Here is a 16,781-nt window from a genome sequence, read left to right on the forward strand (position 1 = left end):
CCCTCGCCCCGCCCCGCCGTGCCCCCGACGAAGAAGAAGCGAACCCGCAGACGGACGTTCCGCCAGATACTCGGCGGCGTCCGCCGGCGGGTTCGGCGTGCGGCGGGCAGGACCCGCAGCGTCTGGCGGCGCTCGCTCCAGCTCCAGGTGGTCACCAGCACGCTGGTGATCTCCGTGATCGTGGTGGTGGTGCTCGGCACGTTCCTGTTCGGGCAGATCAACAAGTCGGTCGTCGACAGCAGCCAGCGCTCCGCCGCCAGCGAGGCGTTCGCCGACCGGCTGCAGATCGCCGACGCGCTGACACCGGAGACCGACGACCCCGCCAAGCAGGCCGCCGGTGGTGAGCCGCTCTCGGGCAACCTGCTCGACGAGGTCATGGACACCATCACCGGCTCGGGCGAGAACGGCTCGGAGAAGCGCTACGAGGTGCTGATACTCAACGAGACGACCCCCGGCCAGTCGCGGGCCTCCGGCAGCGTGCTGCCCGCCAACGTGCCGCTCACGCTCCGGATGACGCTGCAACGCAACATCCGCGAGTACAAGTGGGAGAAGGTCACCGGGTTCACCCAGGTGATCAAGTTTCACGACCAGAGCCAGCCCAGGCTGACGTACGTGGTCGGCGGCATCGTGCACCTGACCACCAACGGCCGCACCTACGAGGTCTACCACTTCTTCCCCTTCGACGAGGAAGAGGCGCTGCTGTCCAACGTGCGGCTGGCCATCGTCGTGGTGGGGCTCGGGCTCGTGCTGCTGCTGGCAGCCATCGCCTACCTCGTCGCCCGGCAGGTCGTCACGCCGGTCCGCCTGGCTCGCCAGGCCGCCGAGCGGCTGGCCTCGGGCAGGCTGGACGAGCGGCTCAAGGTACGCGGCGAGGACGACCTGGCCCGGCTGGCGAACAGCTTCAACGAGATGGCCGCCAACCTGGCGCTCAAGATCCATCAGCTGGAGGAGCTCTCCCAGGTGCAGCGGCAGTTCGTCTCCGACGTCTCGCACGAGCTGCGCACGCCGCTGACGACCGTCCGCATGGCCGCCGACCTGCTCTACGACGCCCGCGAGGACTTCGAGCCGATGGCCGCCCGCTCGGCCGAGCTCATGCAGGCCCAGCTGGAGCGGTTCGAGTCGATGCTGGCCGACCTGCTGGAGATCAGCCGCTACGACGCCGGCGCCGCCACGCTCGACCTGGAGCCGGTGGACATCCGCGACGTGGTGCTGCGCGCGATCGGCGACTCCGAGGCGCTGGCCGAGCGGCACGGCACCCGCTTCGAGCTGAGACTGCCCAACGAGCCGTGCGTGGCCGAGATCGACAACAGGCGGGTCGAGCGGATCCTGCGCAACCTGCTGTTCAACGCCATCGAGCACGGCGAGGGCCGGGACATCGTGGTCACCGTGGGCGCCGACCGCGACGCCGTGGCCATCGCCGTGCGCGACCACGGCATCGGGCTCAAGGCGGGCGAGGACACCATGGTCTTCGACCGCTTCTGGCGGGCCGACCCGTCGCGGGCCAGGACCATCGGCGGCACCGGGCTCGGCCTGGCCATCTCGCGCGAGGACGCCACCCTGCACGGCGGCTGGCTGCAGGCGTGGGGGCAACCCGGGGAGGGCTCCCAGTTCAGGCTCACACTGCCGCGGAACGCGGGCGTGGACCTGAAGGGCTCGCCGCTGTCGCTGGTGCCGCCCGAGATCGAGATGCGCCGCACCTGGCGGACGGCGATGACGCCCGTCCTGCTGCCCGCTTCGGGGGACGGGGCCGAGCATGACGAGGAGTAGGCGGCTGGCCACGGCGTTCGCGATCGTGGCCGCGATGGTCGCGGGCGGCTCGGGGTGCACCGTGATCCCCGTGACGGGGCCGTACACCGTCAACAACGACGAGGGCGGCGGCGACCCGCTGAACAAGCCGTTCCAGCGCATGATCGCCATCCCGCCGCAGCCCCAGTGGGGCGCCGAGGACACGATCAGGGGCCTGCAGGCCGCCATGGCGGCCTACCAGGACGACCCGTCGATCCTGGCCAGGTACCTGACGGCCGAGGCGCGGGCCAAGTGGTCGGCCGCGGGGCCCGTGCGGGTGATCCAGGACGCGTACGAGGTGACGGTGCCCCCGCCCCGGGAGTCCGAGACCTCGATGAAGGTCACCTTCAAGGCGCACATGGCGGCCCTCATCAACGAGGACGACTCCTACAAGCCGACCGCCGGGCTGTGGGAGCGGCCCTTCGAGCTGGTCAAGATGCCCGACGGGTACCGCGTCAGCAGCCTGCCCCCGGGGCTCCTGCTCACCGAGTCCGACGTGGCGCGCGCCTACCGGCCGACGAACCTGTACTACGTCAACCGCAGCACCCAGGACCGGCTGGTCGTCGACCAGGTGCGCCTGCGGCTCAACACGACGGAGACCTTCGCGCAGACCGTGCTCGAACGCCTGCTCCAGCCCCCGACCGAGTCGCTGCGCGGCGCGGTCACCTCCAGCTTCCCGTCCGACACCAAGATCGAGTCGATCAGGTCGGGCGAGGACCGCGTGATCATCAACCTCTCCGGGTCGCTCGACACCCTCGACCTGAGCGCCGAGGAGACCCTGAGAGGCCAGATCAGGAACAGCCTCAACAAGAACGAGGTGGCCAAGGGCCGCATCATCGAGATCCTCGTGGACGGGGAGGCGTACACCGTCGACCGGCCGGACTCCGACGACCAGTGGCTGGACGACGACGTCGGCGACAGCGCGTACTACGTCGACAAGGGCGCGGTGCACTACCTGACCAAGGACGGCCGGGGCGGCGCCGTGGCGGGCGCGGCGGGCGAGCAGCGCGAGGGCTACAGCCACTTCGCCGTCTCCGCCGGACCCAACCCGCTCATCGCGGCCAAGACCTCGACCGGCATCTCGGTGGCCGGGCTGGTGGCCGAAGGGGTCTGGCAGGAGGTCATCCAGGGCGCCGACCTGACGCCGCCCACGTGGAACAGGGACGGGTCCCTGTGGACCTACGACGGAAAGAACGGCGTGCTGCTGAAGTACGACCCGGCCAGGACGCGGGTGGAGCCCGTCGAGGTGCCCGAGGAGCTCGACAAGCTGGACGTCAAGCAGTTCAGGATCGCCAGGGACGGCGTGCGGGTGGCCGTGACCACCGGGGAGAACACCGTCCAGATCGGCGCGCTGACCGGTGAGGGCGCCGGGACGAAGCTGGGCAACCTGCAGTTCCTGACCACGACCGAGAGCGAGAACGAGATCCGCGACATCGCCTGGCGGGACGACGAGAACCTGCTCGTGCTGGTGCAGGCGTCGGCCGGGCAGACGCTCAACGAGATCAACGTGGGGGACGGGGAGACCGTGGGGGTGCCGCTGAAGGACCGGCTGCAGTCGGTGGCGGCGTTCCAGGACCAGGTGCTGGCCGATGTCGTGACCCAGGGCGGGACCAAGCTGATGGCGCTCAACCTGGACCAGCAGGCGTGGGACGTCAAGATCGAATCCAACGCGGGCACGCCGCTGTTCCCGCTGGGCTGAGCCGCCCCGCCGCCGGGTCCTGAGCGGGAACTGTCGGTGGCTCCCGGCATCCTGGGGCGCGTGCTGAACGCCGTCCTGGACCTGGTCCTTCCTCCTGCCTGTGCGGGCTGTGGCGCCAAGGGGGCGTGCTGCTGCCCGCGGTGCTTCGACGCCCTGACCGCCTCGCCCGCCCGGCGCGTCCCGGTGCCGCGTCCGCGCGGGCTGCCGGACTGCTGGTCGGCGGCGCCGTACGAGGGGGCGGTGCGCAGGATGATCGTGGCGTACAAGGAGCGGGGAGCCGTCGCGCTGGCCGGGGTGCTGGCCGAGGCGGTGACCCGGACGGTGCTGACCGCCATGGGGGAGGCGGGCGGGTGGGGCGGTGGCCGGTTCGCCGTCGTGCCGGTGCCGAGTGCGCGCCGGAGTGTGCGGGGCCGGGGTCACGACCCGGTGGGCAGGCTGGCGGTGCTGGTCGCCGCCCGGCTGCGGGCGCTCGGGCTGGACGCCGAGCCGTGGGCGGGGCTGGGGCAGTGCAGGCGGGTGGCCGATCAGGCGGGTCTGAGTCGCTCTCTGAGAGCCGTCAACCTCGCAGGGTCACTCCAGGTCGTCCCGGCGGCGAAAGGCCCTCCAGCGGCCGGTGCGCTGCTTCTGGACGACATCGTGACGACCGGCGCCACCCTCGCCGAGGCGGCCAGGGCCCTGCACGCTGCGGGGATCGCCGTACCGCTGGCCGCGACCGTCGGCGCGACACGCCGAAGATCTTGAATTCTTCATGGTCACGTTCGGTAAAGAAAGATCCAAATCAGGATCCTAACCCGGAGGTCACATGTCACTTTCCCTAGACCGGCAGCCCCGCTGCTCGGGTGGCGGGAGCCCCGTACGCATAAGGGTTGCCGATCGGTTAAACGGGGCATCGGAAGGCGCTTTCCCACCGGCTCGGCATCACGGACGGTGATCCTCCTGCCGAGCCTCAGGCTGACATTCGTGCTGGATGCGGATAGCGTTCCTACATGGCACCCGTTCGGGTCCGTGGTTGCGCAGGGTCGGGGTCCCCGGCTCTGCTAGCCGATGCCAGCCGCAGGCAAAACGGTCCACGTAAGGCGACTCTTTGTCGACCGATCACGGTGCGGCTTAGGGGTAAGTCCTGCCTTCCCGGGGGTCCAGATGTCCCCCGCCAGAAGAGAAGGGCAGTAGTGGCGACAGAGCTGCGAAATCCTCAGCAGGCGGATGTGGGGTCGAAGACCAGGTCGGCCGGGCGGGTGCCTTCAGAGTTCCCGGTGACGCAGCGTCGGAAGTGGGTAACCGTGACAGAAAGGCAGCCAGCACACCCCGTCCGACGTGCACCTCGTCGGGCGCTCTTGCTCAGTCGTTAGACCGAAGGGGGGCTGTTGCATGGACATCATCGTCAAGGGCCGGCACACAGGAGTGAGTGATCGGTTCCGCGACCACGTGACGACCAAGCTGGCCAGGATCGAACGTCTGGACAACAAACTCATCCGAGTTGATGTGGAGGTGTCGAAGGAGCGTAATCCTCGCCTCGCCGGACAGCGCGAGCGCGTCGAGCTCACCATTCACTCCCGAGGGCCGGCCATCCGCGCCGAGGCCTCGGCCGACGACCGATTCGCAGCCCTCGATCTAGCCCTCGACAAGCTGGAAGGCCGCCTGAGAAGGCTGTCCGACCGGCGCAAGGTCCACCACGGCAACCACTGCCCGCCTTCGGTGGCGGAGATCACCGCGACGCTCCCTGACGCCGCCGACCTGGCGCCCCGCAAGCAGCCCGACGTCCCCAAGCAGGCCGAGCCAGACGAGGACGAGCTGCAGCAGAAGAGCGACCAGCTCTACGACGACATCGTCCCCATCGAGATGGACGGCGACGGCCCGCTCATCGTCCGCGAGAAGTTCCACCGCGCCGAGCCCATGACCATCGACCAGGCCCTCCTGGAGATGGAGCTGGTCGGCCACGATTTCTACCTGTTCCGTGACAAGGAGAGCGGCCAGCCGTGCGTCGTCTACAACAGACGCGGCTACAACTACGGCGTGTTGCGGCTCGTAGAGCCCTGATCGCGCGCTGAAAGATCTTCTCGACCACCCGAGAACCGCGGGTACGTGCCATCATGGCGGTTCGAACGGCTCTGGCCCCCCGACGAGGAGGAGACGTGAGCGAGCTCAGTCAGGTAGGGATGAGCGAGCGAAGCGAGGCAATGGCAGGCGCGAGGCAGGCCGTCATCAGGCCCGCCGTCACGAGGCTGGTCGTCACGAGCCTCTCCGGGGAGGCTTCGTGACCGAGTCCGGCGAGACCCGCGCGCAGGCGAGCGAGCCGATCCGCGTGCTGATCGTCGACGATCACGAGCTGATCCGGCGGAGCCTGGCGCTGGCGCTGGCTGCCGAGCCTGACATCGAGGTGGTCGGTGAGGCGAGCGACGGGCAGGAGGCGGTCGAACTGGCCGATCGCCTCATGCCTGACGTCGCGCTCATGGACGTACGCATGCCCAGGCAGGACGGGATCGAGGCGACGAAGGGCATCAAGGCCTCGGTCCCGAGCACCCGCATCATCATGCTGACGGTGAGCGACGAGGAAGAGGATCTCTTCGAGGCCATCAAGGCGGGAGCCACCGGCTACCTGCTGAAGGACGTCCAGATCAACGACGTCCCCGCCGCGGTGCGCGGTGTGCACGAGGGCCAGTCGCTGATCAATCCGGCGATGGCGGCGAAGCTCATCAGCGAGTTCGCCAACATGAGCCGTGAGAAGGGCGAGCGTCCGCCTCAGCTTCCTGTGCCCCGGTTGACCGACCGGGAGATGGAGGTGCTGCGGCTGGTGGCCAAGGGCATGAACAACCGGGAGATCGCCAAGCAGTTGTTCATCTCCGAGAACACTGTGAAGAATCACGTGCGCAACATTCTCGACAAGCTGCAGTTGCATTCGCGGATGGAGGCTGTGGTGTACGCGGTTCGGGAGCGGATGCTCGAGATCACCTGATCTCTTCCGTCTCGCTGCGGTCCGCGCGTCGCTGCGTGCTCCTCCGCCGGCCGCGCTTGCCCGCCTCAGCGCCGCCCTGCCCGGACCGGCCCGATCGCCCGGGAGCGCCCGCCCGAGCCGACCGTGTGCCGGGCTCGGGCGCGGGCTCCGTTCGGACGCGAGCTTGGACGCGGGCTCGGGCGCGGGCTTGGGGCGTGGTCGGGGGGCGGGAGGTGGGTCAGCTCCCGTCCGCCGGCGTCCGGGATACGGGGGTGGCGGTCAGGGCGGACAGGAGCTCAGGGGAGTCGGCGCGTTCGACGCGTACGGCGTCGCACCCCACCCACTCCGCCGCCGACCACAGCGCCTCGCTCATGGCGTCGGCCCACTTGGCGGGCGAGAGGCCGGGCTCCAGGCTGAGCTGCCTGGCCACCAGGGTGGAGCCCTCGCGCGCCGGGTCGACGCGGCCGATCAGGCGCCCGCCGGCCAGCACCGGCATCGTGAAGTAGCCATGTACGCGCTTGTGCTTGGGGACGTAGAGCTCCAGCGTGTAGGTGAAGCCGAACACCCGCCTGGTGCGCTCACGGTGCCAGATGAGCGAGTCGAACGGCGACACCAGCGTGGTGCGGTGGCGGCCACGCGGCTCGGACGCCAGGCCCTCGGGGGCCGCCCAGGCGTTGGCCAGGCCCTGCTTGCCCGGCCAGCCGGCGACGGTCACGGGCACCAGGCCCGCCGCGCCGCTGAGCAGCACCTCGTCGAGGATCGCCGCGTAGCGGCCCTTGAGGCGGAGGAAGTCGAGGAGGTCGGTGCGGTTGGCCACGCCCAGGGCGCGCCCGGCCACGCCCGCCAGCCGTACGATGCACTCCTCGTCGGACAGGTCGTCGGCCAGGAGGCCGGCGGGGACCACGCGCTCGGCCAGGTCGTAGACGCGGCGCCAGCCGACGCGGCGGGTGCACACCAGCTCGCCGATGTCGAGCAGCCACTCAAGGCCGATCTTGGAGTCGGACCAGTCCCACCACGGGCCGCCGTTCTTGGCGCCGCCCACGTCGGAGGTCGTCAGCGGGCCCGACTCGCGGACCTGGTCGAGCAGCTTGTCCACATTGTCGGGCACCTCGTGCCACCGGTAGCGCCGCTCGCGGTAGGCGCGGCGGCGGAAGGAGTAGAGGGGCCAGTGCTCGATGGGCAGGATGCAGGCGGCGTGGCACCAGTACTCGAAGCTCTGCGCGGGGTCGTGCCAGTAGGCGCGCTCGACCTTGCGGCGGCCCACCGCGCCGAGGCGGGCGTAGGCGACCAGCTCGTGGGAGCGGGCCAGGACCGAGATCGTGTCGAGCTGGACGGCGCCGAGCCTGCGCAGCATGGCGTGCACGCCGCCCTTGCGGGCGTCGGCGCCGACGAGGCCCTGCGCGCGCAGGACGATCCGGCGGGCTTCGTCGGGGGTCAGGTCGGTCACGCCAGTCACGCCGGTCATGCCCGCGCCTTCGGATGGCGATGCATGCGAGCAATCTAGCGAGGGGGACCGACAGAATCGTCCCGGCGCCGGAGAGGGGGCCCTGACCGGGAACGGGCGCTCGCGGGCCGCGACACGCCCTCGCCACCGCTCGAACCCCGGCACGCGAACGGCGGGCCGCCCCATGCGGGGCGCCCGCCGTAGAAGCGTGGGTCAGCTGTGACTCAGCGGTGATCCTCGGCGCGCATGCCCACCCGCGGAGCGTCGATCACGACGTCGGTGAAGATGTCGAAGACGAGGGCCAGGATGCCGCCGACGACGAACAGCCCGGCACCGATCCAGATGAGCGTCCAGTTCGCGGCCGTCATCCCGAAGCCGGCCACGACGGTGCCCACGAGCATCACCGTCACCGCGAGCCACGAGGACGCCCGCCCGCCGTGGCTGCCGAGATTCTCCGTATGCTCCGACTTCTTCCCCTCAACCATGACAAATCCTTCCTTTGCCGGATTTCCCGCTATTGGTGCGAGCCGGCTCTCCACCGGCATACCCTCTGCCTTGCCCCCATTCTCCCAGACGGGTTCTGCGCCCTCGTCGTCACGGTGGCTGTGTCTGGTTGCGGAACCGCCTACGATGGCTAACGGGGAAGTTTGTCTCGGCCTCTCCTCCTGGCGGCGCCGCCGGGGTAGACCTGCGAGGAGCTTTACATAAAGTGGCAGCCATTCTCGACAAGATCCTACGTGCCGGCGAAGGCAAGATCCTGCGCAAGCTCAAGCGGATCGCAGACCAGGTCAACTCCATCGAGGACGACTTCACGAGCCTGTCCGACGCGGAGTTGCGTGCGCTGACGGACGAGTTCAAGCAGCGCTATGCCGACGGCGAAAGCCTGGACGATCTGCTTCCCGAGGCGTTCGCGACCGTGCGCGAGGCGGCCCGCCGCGTGCTCGGCCAGCGGCCCTACGACGTGCAGATCATGGGCGGTGCCAACCTCCATCTCGGCAACATCTCCGAGATGAAGACCGGTGAGGGCAAGACGCTGACCTGTACGTTGCCGTCCTATCTCAACGCCATCGCCGGCAAGGGCGTGCACGTCATCACGGTCAACGACTACCTGGCCAAGCGTGACGCCGAGACCATGGGCCGCGTGCACCGCTTCCTCGGCCTGGAGGTCGGCTGCATCATCGCCGGCCAGCAGCCCGACGAGCGCCGCAGGCAGTACGAGGCCGACATCACGTACGGCACGAACAACGAGTTCGGCTTCGACTACCTGCGCGACAACATGGCCTGGTCGCTCGACGAGTGCGTGCAGCGCGGCCACTTCTTCGCGATCGTCGACGAGGTCGACTCGATCCTGATCGACGAGGCCCGCACGCCGCTGATCATCTCCGGCCCCGGCGAGCAGTCGGGCAAGTGGTACCAGGAGTTCGCCAAGATCGTGCCCCGCCTGCGCAGGGGCGTCGAGGCGAAGAACCCGGGCGAGGAGAGCACCGGCGACTACATCGTCGACGAGAAGAAGCGCACGGTCGGCATCCTGGAGGCCGGCGTCGAGAAGGTCGAGGACTGGCTCGGCATCGACAACCTCTACAAGCCGGAGCACACCCACCTCGTCGGCTTCCTGAACAACGCGCTCAAGGCCAAGGAGCTGTTCAAGAAGGACAAGGACTACATCGTCGCCGACGGCGAGGTCCTGATCGTCGACGAGTTCACCGGCCGCATCCTGCACGGCCGTCGCTACAACGAGGGCATGCACCAGGCCATCGAGGCCAAAGAGGGCGTGAAGATCAAGGACGAGAACCAGACTCTCGCCACGGTCACCCTGCAGAACTACTTCCGTCTCTACGGCAAGCTGGCCGGCATGACCGGTACGGCCGCCACCGAGGCCAACGAGTTCCACCAGACCTACAAGCTGGGCGTCGTCCCGATCCCGACCAACCGCCCGATGATCCGCAAGGACCAGCCGGACGTGGTCTACAAGACCGAGGACGCCAAGTTCGACGCGGTGGTGCAGGACATCAAGGAGCGCTACGAGGCCGGTCAGCCGGTGCTCGTCGGCACCACCTCGGTGGAGAAGTCCGAGCGGCTGTCCAAGGCGCTCAAGCGGCGCGGCGTGCCGCACGAGGTGCTCAACGCGAAGAACCACGCGCGCGAGGCGTCGATCATCGCCGAGGCGGGCCGCAAGGGCGCCGTCACCGTCGCCACCAACATGGCCGGCCGAGGCACCGACATCATGCTCGGCGGCAACTCCGAGTTCCGCGCCGACCTGGAGCTGCGCCAGCGCGGGCTCGACCCGGTCGAGACGCCGGAGGAGTACGAGAAGGCCTACCCCGAGGCGCTGGAGAAGGCCAGGGCGGCGGTCAAGGCCGAGCACGACGAGGTGACGGAGCTGGGCGGCCTGTACGTCCTGGGCACCGAGCGCCACGAGTCGCGCCGCATCGACAACCAGCTGCGCGGCCGTTCCGGCCGTCAGGGCGACCCCGGCGAGTCGCGCTTCTATCTCTCGCTCGGCGACGACCTGATGCGCCTGTTCAACTCGGCCAGGGTCGAGATGATCATGACCAGGCTGCAGATCCCCGACGACCAGCCGATCGAGTCCGGCATCGTCTCCAAGGCGATCGCCTCCGCGCAGCACCAGGTCGAGCAGCAGAACTTCGAGATCCGCAAGGAAGTTCTGAAGTACGACGAGGTCATGGACCGCCAGCGCAAGGTCATCTACGCCGAGCGCCACCGCGTGCTGGAGGGCGCCGACCTGCACGAGCAGGTGCGCGGCTTCATCGGCGAGGTCATCGAGGGTTACGTCCAGGGCGCCACGGCCGAGGGCTTCGCCGAGGAGTGGGACCTCGAGAAGCTGTGGAAGGCGTTCGGGGAGCTCTACCCCGTCACGGTCCGGATCGACGACCTCGTCGAGGAGGCCGGCGGCCGCGAGGACCTGTCCGCCGAGCTCATCAGCGAGAAGATCAAGGCTGACGCGCTGGCCGCCTACGACCGGCGCGAGGCGGAGTTCGGCCCGGAGACCATGCGCGACCTGGAGCGCCGGGTGATCCTCTCGGTGCTCGACCGCAAGTGGCGCGAGCACCTCTACGAGATGGACTACCTGCGCGAGGGCATCGGCATGCGGGCCTACGCGCAGAAGGACCCGAAGATCGAGTACGCCCGCGAGGGCTTCGAGATGTTCAACGCGATGCTGGAGGGCATCAAGGAGGACTCGGTCGGCTTCCTGTTCAACCTCGAAGTGGAGGTGCAGGAGAACCCGATCGTCGAGGAGGAGGACGCGGCCATCGCGGAGACCCGCTCGATCATCGCGCGCGGGCTGCGCGGCCCCGAGCGGCCGGCCGAGCTGGAGTACTCCGCCCCCGGCGAGCAGGGCGAGGTCGAGCACGTCCGCGTCCGCACGACTCAGGCCGAGCGGGCGGCGTACGGCAACGTGGAGCGCAACGCGCCCTGCCCGTGCGGGTCGGGCAAGAAGTACAAGCGCTGCCACGGCGACCCGAAGAACGCCGCCTGACCTGACCTTCCCAGGCCCCCGCTTCCGATTCTCCCGGAGGCGGGGGTCTGGCGGTTTCGCCAAGCTCACGCCGTCTCGAAGCCGGGTCAGGCTCACGCCGCCTCGAAGCCGGGTCAGGCTCAGGCCGTCTCGAAATCGGTGACCAACCATTGATGGCCGTGCCGTTCCAGGCGCAGCGCGAGCACGTGGTTGCGGTCGCCGCAGTGGACCAGGGCGCACATCTCGATGGCGCCGTCCTGTGGCTGCTTCAGGTGCACGCTGCCGGTGAACGGCGGGCGGCTGGCATGGATCATCTGGCCGGCCCGTACCAGGGCCTGGTAGGCGCGGCCGGTGAGCCGGTCGGCCAGGATCTGCGGCGGGCGGCGGCCGGCCAGCACCTCTGCCAGGGCCTGGGTCAGGTGGCGCAGCTTGCGCTCGTCGGGTTGAGCACCCGGGGCTCCCCAGGTCATCGGGGTCAGGGCCAGCGCGCCATCGGTCTCCGCGGACATGGCATCTCCGATTCTCGACATAAAAGAAAGAGTCGATAAAAGGAGTTTTCGGTCCGGCCCAAGAATACGAAGCACGCCAACTTGCGGGCCCGTGGCTGTAGCTGGTCCGGGTTTGTAGGGAAAAGCTGGTGCGGGCGCGGGCCTTTGGGATGGATGAATCGCGGGGTTACGGCTCGCGGCCCGGAGTGGGCAGGTCGAGCCAGCGGATCAGCAGCGTGAACAGGGTGTAGTAGACCACCAGGTACGCCACGCCGAACCCGATGATCAGGCCCAGGCCGTGCGTGTTGGACTTGCTGGCGTTCAGCAGCAGGTCGATGGCGCCGCCCGAGAACGTGAAGCCCAGGCGGGCGCCCAGCTCGGCCAGCACGGCCATGGACACGCCGGTCAGCAGCGCGTGGGTGGCGAAGAGGGCGGGGGCGACGAAGATGAAGGCGAACTCCAGGGGCTCGGTGATGCCCGTGACGAAGGCCGTCAGTGCGGCCGACAGCAGGATGCCGCCGACCGCCTTCCTGCGCTCCGGCGGGGCGGCGCGCCACATCGCCAGCGCGGCTCCCAGCAGGCCGAACATCATGACGGGGAAGAAGCCGGTCATGAAGACGCCCGCGCCCTGCTCCCCGGCGAAGTAGCAGTTCAGGTCGCCCGCCGCGTCCCGGGTGGCGCCGTCCACGCCCGCGTGGCACGCGGGGACCGTGAACCAGACGATCGTGTTGAGGAAGTGGTGCAGACCGATGGGGATGAGCAGGCGGTTGGCCACGCCGTAGATGCCGGTGCCGGCCGTGCCGTGGGCGGAGAGCCAGTCGCCCGCCTGCTCCAGCCAGTCGCCCACCGGGCGCCACAGGAGGCCGAACAGCACGCCCAGGAGCAGGGCCGCCACGGCGGTGATGATCGGGACCGAGCGCCGGCCGCCGAAGAAGGCCAGCCAGGACGGCAGCTTGACGCGGTGGAAGCGTTGCCAGAGGAGCGCGGCGGTGAGGCCGATGAGGATGCCGCCCAGGACGCCGGTGGGGTTCGGGGCGGCCAGGTCGAGCGCGGGGGTGCCGTTCCGGAGGGTCGTCGAGACCTTGGCATAGACGGCGCCGCTGCCCGCCTCGAAGAAGAGCGTCTTGGTCACGTGGTCGAAGACGAGGTAGCCGACCAGGGCCGCCAGCGCGGTGGAGCCGTCGGACTTGCGCGCGAAGCCGATCGCCACCCCCACGGCGAACAGCAGCGGCAGGTTGTCGAACAGGGCGCCGCCCGCCGCCGCCATCACCCTGGCCACCGGCAGGAGCCAGGGGAGCGCGCCGCCGAGTCCGTCCGCGCCGAGCAGGTCGTCCTGGCCGAAGCGGTAGAGGAGCCCGGCGGCGGGGAGCACGGCGATGGGCATCATCAGGGAGCGGCCGATGCGTTGCAGGACGGCGAAGAGCGCCGCCCACGACGGTAGCCCGGACCGGGGCGGGGCCGGGTGCTGCATGGCCGTGGTCACCCCCACGTGAGTGCCGGCGTGGGGGTCCGGTGGGGTTACTACCCCGCGGGGGATCTCGCCGAACCGCGCTAGGTCTCGCCCGAGTCGAGGTCGGGCTCGGGTTCGCGGCCCGGCGTCATGATGTTCAGCTTGCGGATGAGGAACGTGAACACGACGTAGTAGACCAGGCCGTAGATCACGCCCAGGATCAGGATGCCGGTCAGGTTCTCGGTGTTCGACTTGCTGGCGTTCAGCAGCAGGTCGAGCAGCCCGGCGGAGAAGCCGAAGCCGAGCTGCCCGCCGATCAGCGTGGTCAGCGCCATCGCCAGGCCCGTCAGGATCGCGTGCACGACCAGCAGCAGCGGCGCCACGAAGATGAAGGCGAACTCGATCGGCTCGGTGATCCCGGTGACGAACGAGGCCAGCGCCGCCGACAGCATGATGCCGCCCACGGTGGCCCGCCGGTGTGCGGGGGCCGCGCGCCACATGGCCAGCGCGGCGGCCGGCAGCGCGAACATCATGACGGGGAAGAAGCCCGCCATGAACTGGCCGGAGTGGGGAGCGCCGCCGAAGTAGCAGTTCCAGTCGCCGCCGAGCACCTGGCCGCCGACGTCGCACTGCGGCACCACGTACCAGACCACGGAGTTGACGAAGTGGTGCAGGCCGAGCGGGATGAGCAGGCGGTTGATCAGGCCGTAGATGCCGGTGCCGATCGGGCCGATGGCGGCCAGGGCCTCGCCCGCGTGGCGGATCCACTCGCCGATCACCGGCCAGAGCCAGCCGAAGAGCACGCCCAGCAGCAGGGCCACGATGGAGGTGATGATGGGCACGAAGCGCCGGCCGCCGAAGAAGGCCAGCCAGGACGGCAGCTTGATGCGGTGGAAACGCTGCCACAGGAGCGCGGTGACCAGGCCGATGACGATGCCGCCGAGCACCTTGGTGGGGTTCTGGATGCCGTTGTCGACGATCTCCTTGATGCCCTGGGCCTCGACCACCTTGACGGCGACGGTGTCCCTGATGTCCGAGCCGAAGAACATGACCTTGGTCACCCGGTCGAAGACGAGGTAGCCGACCACGGCGGCCAGCGCGGTGGAGCCGTCGGACTTGCGCGCGAAGCCGATCGCCACCCCCACGGCGAACAGCAGCGGCAGGTTGTCGAACAGGGCGGCCCCGGCGGCGGCCAGCACGGCGGCGACCTCGTTCATCCACGCCATTCCCGCGACGTCGGCCAGGCCGCCCGGCTCCGCGCCGTTGGAGCCGAGCATGTCGGGCTGGCCGAAGCGTTGCAGCAGGGCGGCCGCGGGGAGCGCGGCGATGGGCAGCATGAGGGAGCGGCCCAGCCGCTGAAGCACGGTCATCACGCGAGCGAACGGCGAGGGCCGGGCGGTGGCGGAGGGGGTTTCGTTCACATGCTCGTTCACATGCTCGTTCACCGGGCGTTCCTCCAAGGCGTGGAAGTGCCAGGAGTCATGAGGCGCCGGACGCGGCGGCTCGTCGGCCGAGTCTGGCGGCGATCGGGGCGCGACTCAAGAGCCGCGCCCGGTGGGCGTCGGGGTGGGGGTCAGCCACGCCGGCTGGGCATTTCCAGGCTGGTACGCAGCTGGTAGCGGTCGGCCCGGTAGGTGGACACGCCCAGCTCGGCGCAGACCCCACCGGAGAACGACCGGCGTTGCAGCAGCAGCACGGCCCCGCCACGCGGCAGCTTCAGCAGGTCGGCGTCGCTGGGGTCGGCGATGCCGCCGTCGATGGTCAGCTCCCCGGCGTCCATGACGAGCCCGTAGCGCCGCTCCAGCAGCTCATATAGCGATTTTTCCGACAAGTCGTGATCGGCAAGGTCGGGGGCGAGCTTGACCGGGATGTGGGCCCGTTCGATGGACAGCGGCTCGCCGTCGGCCGTACGCAGGCGCTCGATGAAGTGCACCTCCTCGCCCGGCTGGATCCCCAGCTCCTTGGCCAGGTGCGCGCTGGCCCGCACGATGCGGCGGTCGAGGTCGCGCGAGCCGGGGATCATGCCCCGCGCCCGCATGTCGTCGGTGAACGACGTGAGCTGCAGCGCCAGCTCGATCTTCGGCCGGGCGACGAACGTGCCCTTGCCGGGCACGCGATGCAGGCGGCCCTCGGACACGAGGTGGTCCACGGCCTGCCGTACGGTCATCCTGGACAGGCCGAAGCGCTGGCAGAGCTCCCGCTCGGACGGGATGGCCGCCCCGATGCTGAGCTCGTCGCTGTCGATGAGGTCCAGCAGGATCTCGCGAAGCTGGAAGTACTTGGGCACCGGGCTGTCCGGATCGATGTGCGCCACGGATCCTCCCCTCGTCTCTACCTGGGCAATGGGCTATGGTTCGTACTGGTCTAGTCCGGACTAGACCACATGTCGCGAAAGACGGTCAAGTCTGAACCGCAATGACCCGAGGGATGGGCCGAAGATGACCACCAAGATGCGCAGCGAGATCGCCGAGCAGCCGACCGCGCTGCGGGCCACGCTGGACGCACTGCTCCCCAAGATCGACGAGATCAAGGCCATCGGCGAGCAGACTCGCCAGCTGCTGTTCATCGCGCGCGGCACCTCCGACAACGCAGCAGTGTACGGGCGCTACCTGGTCGAATCACACGCCGGACGCCTGTCGGCGCTGGCCGCCCCCTCGATCGCGACGACGTACAAGCGCAAGCTGGACCTCGACGGGGTGCTGGCCGTGGCCATCTCGCAGTCCGGCAGGACCGAGGAGATCGTCGAGACCCTGACCTGGGCCAAGGACTGCGGCGCGCGGACCGTCGGCGTCACCAACGGCGGCCCGGACAGCCCGCTGGCGCAGGCGGCCGACGTGGCCCTGTGCACGGTGGCGGGCGAGGAGAAGGCCGTCCCCGCGACGAAGACGTACACCACGCAGCTCGCGGCGCTGGCCGTGCTCGCCATCGGGCTGGGCGCGGACGTGGACGTGGCCGAGCTGCGGCGGGTGCCCGAGGCCGTGGAGAAGCTGATCACCGAGCCGGGCGACATCGAGGCCGTGGTCGAGGGGCTGGCCGACAAGCCCGGGGTGGTGGTGTCGGGGCGCGGGCTGGCGTTCTCGACGGCGCTGGAGACCGCGCTGAAGCTCAAGGAGGCCTGCTACCTGCACGCCATGGGCCTGTCCTACGCCGACCTGCTGCACGGCCCCATCGCCGTGGTGGACGCCGACACGCCGGCGCTGCTGGTGGCCGCCGAGCACAGCCCGACCCTGCAGGGCACCGTGGCGCTGGCCGAGCGGGTGGTGGCCGCGGGCGCGGCGGCGTACACGATCGGCGGGGGCGGCGCGCTCGCGCAGGCGGGCACGGCCGCGCTGAACGGCCCCGACCTGCCCGAGTGGCTGGCCCCGATGGGCCTGATCATCCCCGGCCAGCTGCTCACCGAGGCGCTGGCCCGCCGGCTCGGTATCGACCCCGACGCGCCGCGGGGCCTGAACAAGGTCACCCAGACCGACTGATCTAGCCTGGTCAGAGTGCTAACCCTAGGGAG

The 16,781-nt window shown here is 69.7% G+C and carries 13 protein-coding genes; 7 read left to right on the plus strand and 6 right to left on the minus strand.

Annotated features, from left to right (window positions below; all coding sequences use genetic code 11):
• The first annotated feature begins 18 nt into the window (after positions 1-18).
• The 5 genes from mtrB (at position 19) to LCN96_RS06830 (ending at position 6,437) form a co-directional block, all read left to right on the plus strand.
• Positions 19-1,767, plus strand: coding sequence for an MtrAB system histidine kinase MtrB (gene mtrB, locus LCN96_RS06810; protein ID WP_225271721.1), 1,749 nt, complete (start codon positions 19-21; stop codon positions 1,765-1,767).
• Positions 1,754-3,484, plus strand: coding sequence for an LpqB family beta-propeller domain-containing protein (locus tag LCN96_RS06815; RefSeq protein WP_225271722.1), 1,731 nt, complete (start codon positions 1,754-1,756; stop codon positions 3,482-3,484). The genes mtrB and LCN96_RS06815 overlap by 14 nt, the downstream gene beginning before the upstream one ends.
• 60 nt (positions 3,485-3,544) lie before the next feature.
• Positions 3,545-4,225, plus strand: a complete 681-nt coding sequence (locus tag LCN96_RS06820) for a ComF family protein (RefSeq protein ID WP_225271723.1) — start codon at positions 3,545-3,547, stop codon at positions 4,223-4,225.
• Between the two features lie 627 nt (positions 4,226-4,852).
• The gene (gene hpf, locus LCN96_RS06825) at positions 4,853-5,521 is read left to right on the plus strand and encodes a ribosome hibernation-promoting factor, HPF/YfiA family (RefSeq protein ID WP_225271724.1); all 669 of its coding nucleotides are present in this window, start codon (positions 4,853-4,855) and stop codon (positions 5,519-5,521) included.
• 217 nt (positions 5,522-5,738) lie between these two features.
• On the plus strand, positions 5,739-6,437 hold the full coding sequence (locus LCN96_RS06830) for a response regulator (protein ID WP_225271725.1): 699 nt from the start codon (positions 5,739-5,741) through the stop codon (positions 6,435-6,437).
• A 217-nt stretch (positions 6,438-6,654) separates the two neighbouring features.
• On the opposite strand, the gene LCN96_RS06835 is transcribed toward LCN96_RS06830, so the two are convergent.
• Both LCN96_RS06835 and LCN96_RS06840 read right to left on the minus strand, forming a co-directional pair.
• Positions 6,655-7,881, minus strand: a complete 1,227-nt coding sequence (locus tag LCN96_RS06835) for a winged helix-turn-helix domain-containing protein (RefSeq protein ID WP_225271726.1) — start codon at positions 7,879-7,881, stop codon at positions 6,655-6,657.
• 203 nt (positions 7,882-8,084) lie between these two features.
• A complete protein-coding gene (locus LCN96_RS06840; RefSeq protein WP_225271727.1) occupies positions 8,085-8,345 on the minus strand; it encodes an HGxxPAAW family protein in 261 nt (86 codons plus the stop codon).
• 224 nt (positions 8,346-8,569) lie between these two features.
• On the opposite strand from LCN96_RS06840, the gene secA reads away from it, so the two are divergent.
• Positions 8,570-11,359 (plus strand): preprotein translocase subunit SecA, encoded by a 2,790-nt coding sequence (gene secA, locus LCN96_RS06845; RefSeq protein WP_225271728.1) that lies wholly within the window; start codon positions 8,570-8,572, stop codon positions 11,357-11,359.
• Positions 11,360-11,478: 119 nt separating this feature from the next.
• On the opposite strand, the gene LCN96_RS06850 is transcribed toward secA, so the two are convergent.
• The 4 genes from LCN96_RS06850 to LCN96_RS06865 all read right to left on the minus strand — a co-directional run bounded on the left by LCN96_RS06850 (position 11,479) and on the right by LCN96_RS06865 (position 15,590).
• Complete coding sequence (locus tag LCN96_RS06850; protein ID WP_225271729.1) at positions 11,479-11,847, minus strand: Rv3235 family protein; 369 nt, start codon at positions 11,845-11,847, stop codon at positions 11,479-11,481.
• Positions 11,848-12,013: 166 nt separating this feature from the next.
• Positions 12,014-13,297 carry a PTS transporter subunit EIIC gene (locus LCN96_RS06855; RefSeq protein ID WP_225271730.1) on the minus strand — a complete coding sequence of 428 codons (1,284 nt, stop codon included), beginning with the start codon at positions 13,295-13,297 and terminating at the stop codon, positions 12,014-12,016.
• 80 nt (positions 13,298-13,377) lie between these two features.
• Entirely contained in the window at positions 13,378-14,697 is a 1,320-nt protein-coding gene (locus LCN96_RS06860; RefSeq protein ID WP_397351947.1) for a PTS transporter subunit EIIC, read from the minus strand.
• Positions 14,698-14,849: 152 nt separating this feature from the next.
• The gene (locus LCN96_RS06865) at positions 14,850-15,590 is read right to left on the minus strand and encodes a GntR family transcriptional regulator (RefSeq protein WP_225271731.1); all 741 of its coding nucleotides are present in this window, start codon (positions 15,588-15,590) and stop codon (positions 14,850-14,852) included.
• A 124-nt stretch (positions 15,591-15,714) separates the two neighbouring features.
• Here LCN96_RS06865 and LCN96_RS06870 point away from each other — a divergent pair, with 124 nt between their 5' ends.
• The gene (locus tag LCN96_RS06870; protein WP_225271732.1) at positions 15,715-16,749 is read left to right on the plus strand and encodes an SIS domain-containing protein; all 1,035 of its coding nucleotides are present in this window, start codon (positions 15,715-15,717) and stop codon (positions 16,747-16,749) included.
• Positions 16,750-16,781: the final 32 nt, after the last annotated feature.

Origin of the sequence: Nonomuraea gerenzanensis (genome assembly GCF_020215645.1) — a bacterium.
GTDB classification, from domain to species: Bacteria; Actinomycetota; Actinomycetes; order Streptosporangiales; family Streptosporangiaceae; genus Nonomuraea; species Nonomuraea gerenzanensis.

Excerpts from the sequence above, each read along its gene's own strand:
- LCN96_RS06815 (WP_225271722.1), top strand. The coding sequence starts at position 1,754 with ATGACGAGGAGTAGGCGGCTGGCCACGGCGTTCGCGATCGTGGCCGCG.
- hpf (WP_225271724.1), top strand. The coding sequence starts at position 4,853 with ATGGACATCATCGTCAAGGGCCGGCACACAGGAGTGAGTGATCGGTTC.
- LCN96_RS06855 (WP_225271730.1), bottom strand. The coding sequence starts at position 13,297 with ATGCAGCACCCGGCCCCGCCCCGGTCCGGGCTACCGTCGTGGGCGGCG.
- LCN96_RS06835 (WP_225271726.1), bottom strand. The coding sequence starts at position 7,881 with ATGACCGGCGTGACTGGCGTGACCGACCTGACCCCCGACGAAGCCCGC.
- LCN96_RS06850 (WP_225271729.1), bottom strand. The coding sequence starts at position 11,847 with ATGTCCGCGGAGACCGATGGCGCGCTGGCCCTGACCCCGATGACCTGG.
- LCN96_RS06840 (WP_225271727.1), bottom strand. The coding sequence starts at position 8,345 with ATGGTTGAGGGGAAGAAGTCGGAGCATACGGAGAATCTCGGCAGCCAC.
- LCN96_RS06870 (WP_225271732.1), top strand. The coding sequence starts at position 15,715 with ATGACCACCAAGATGCGCAGCGAGATCGCCGAGCAGCCGACCGCGCTG.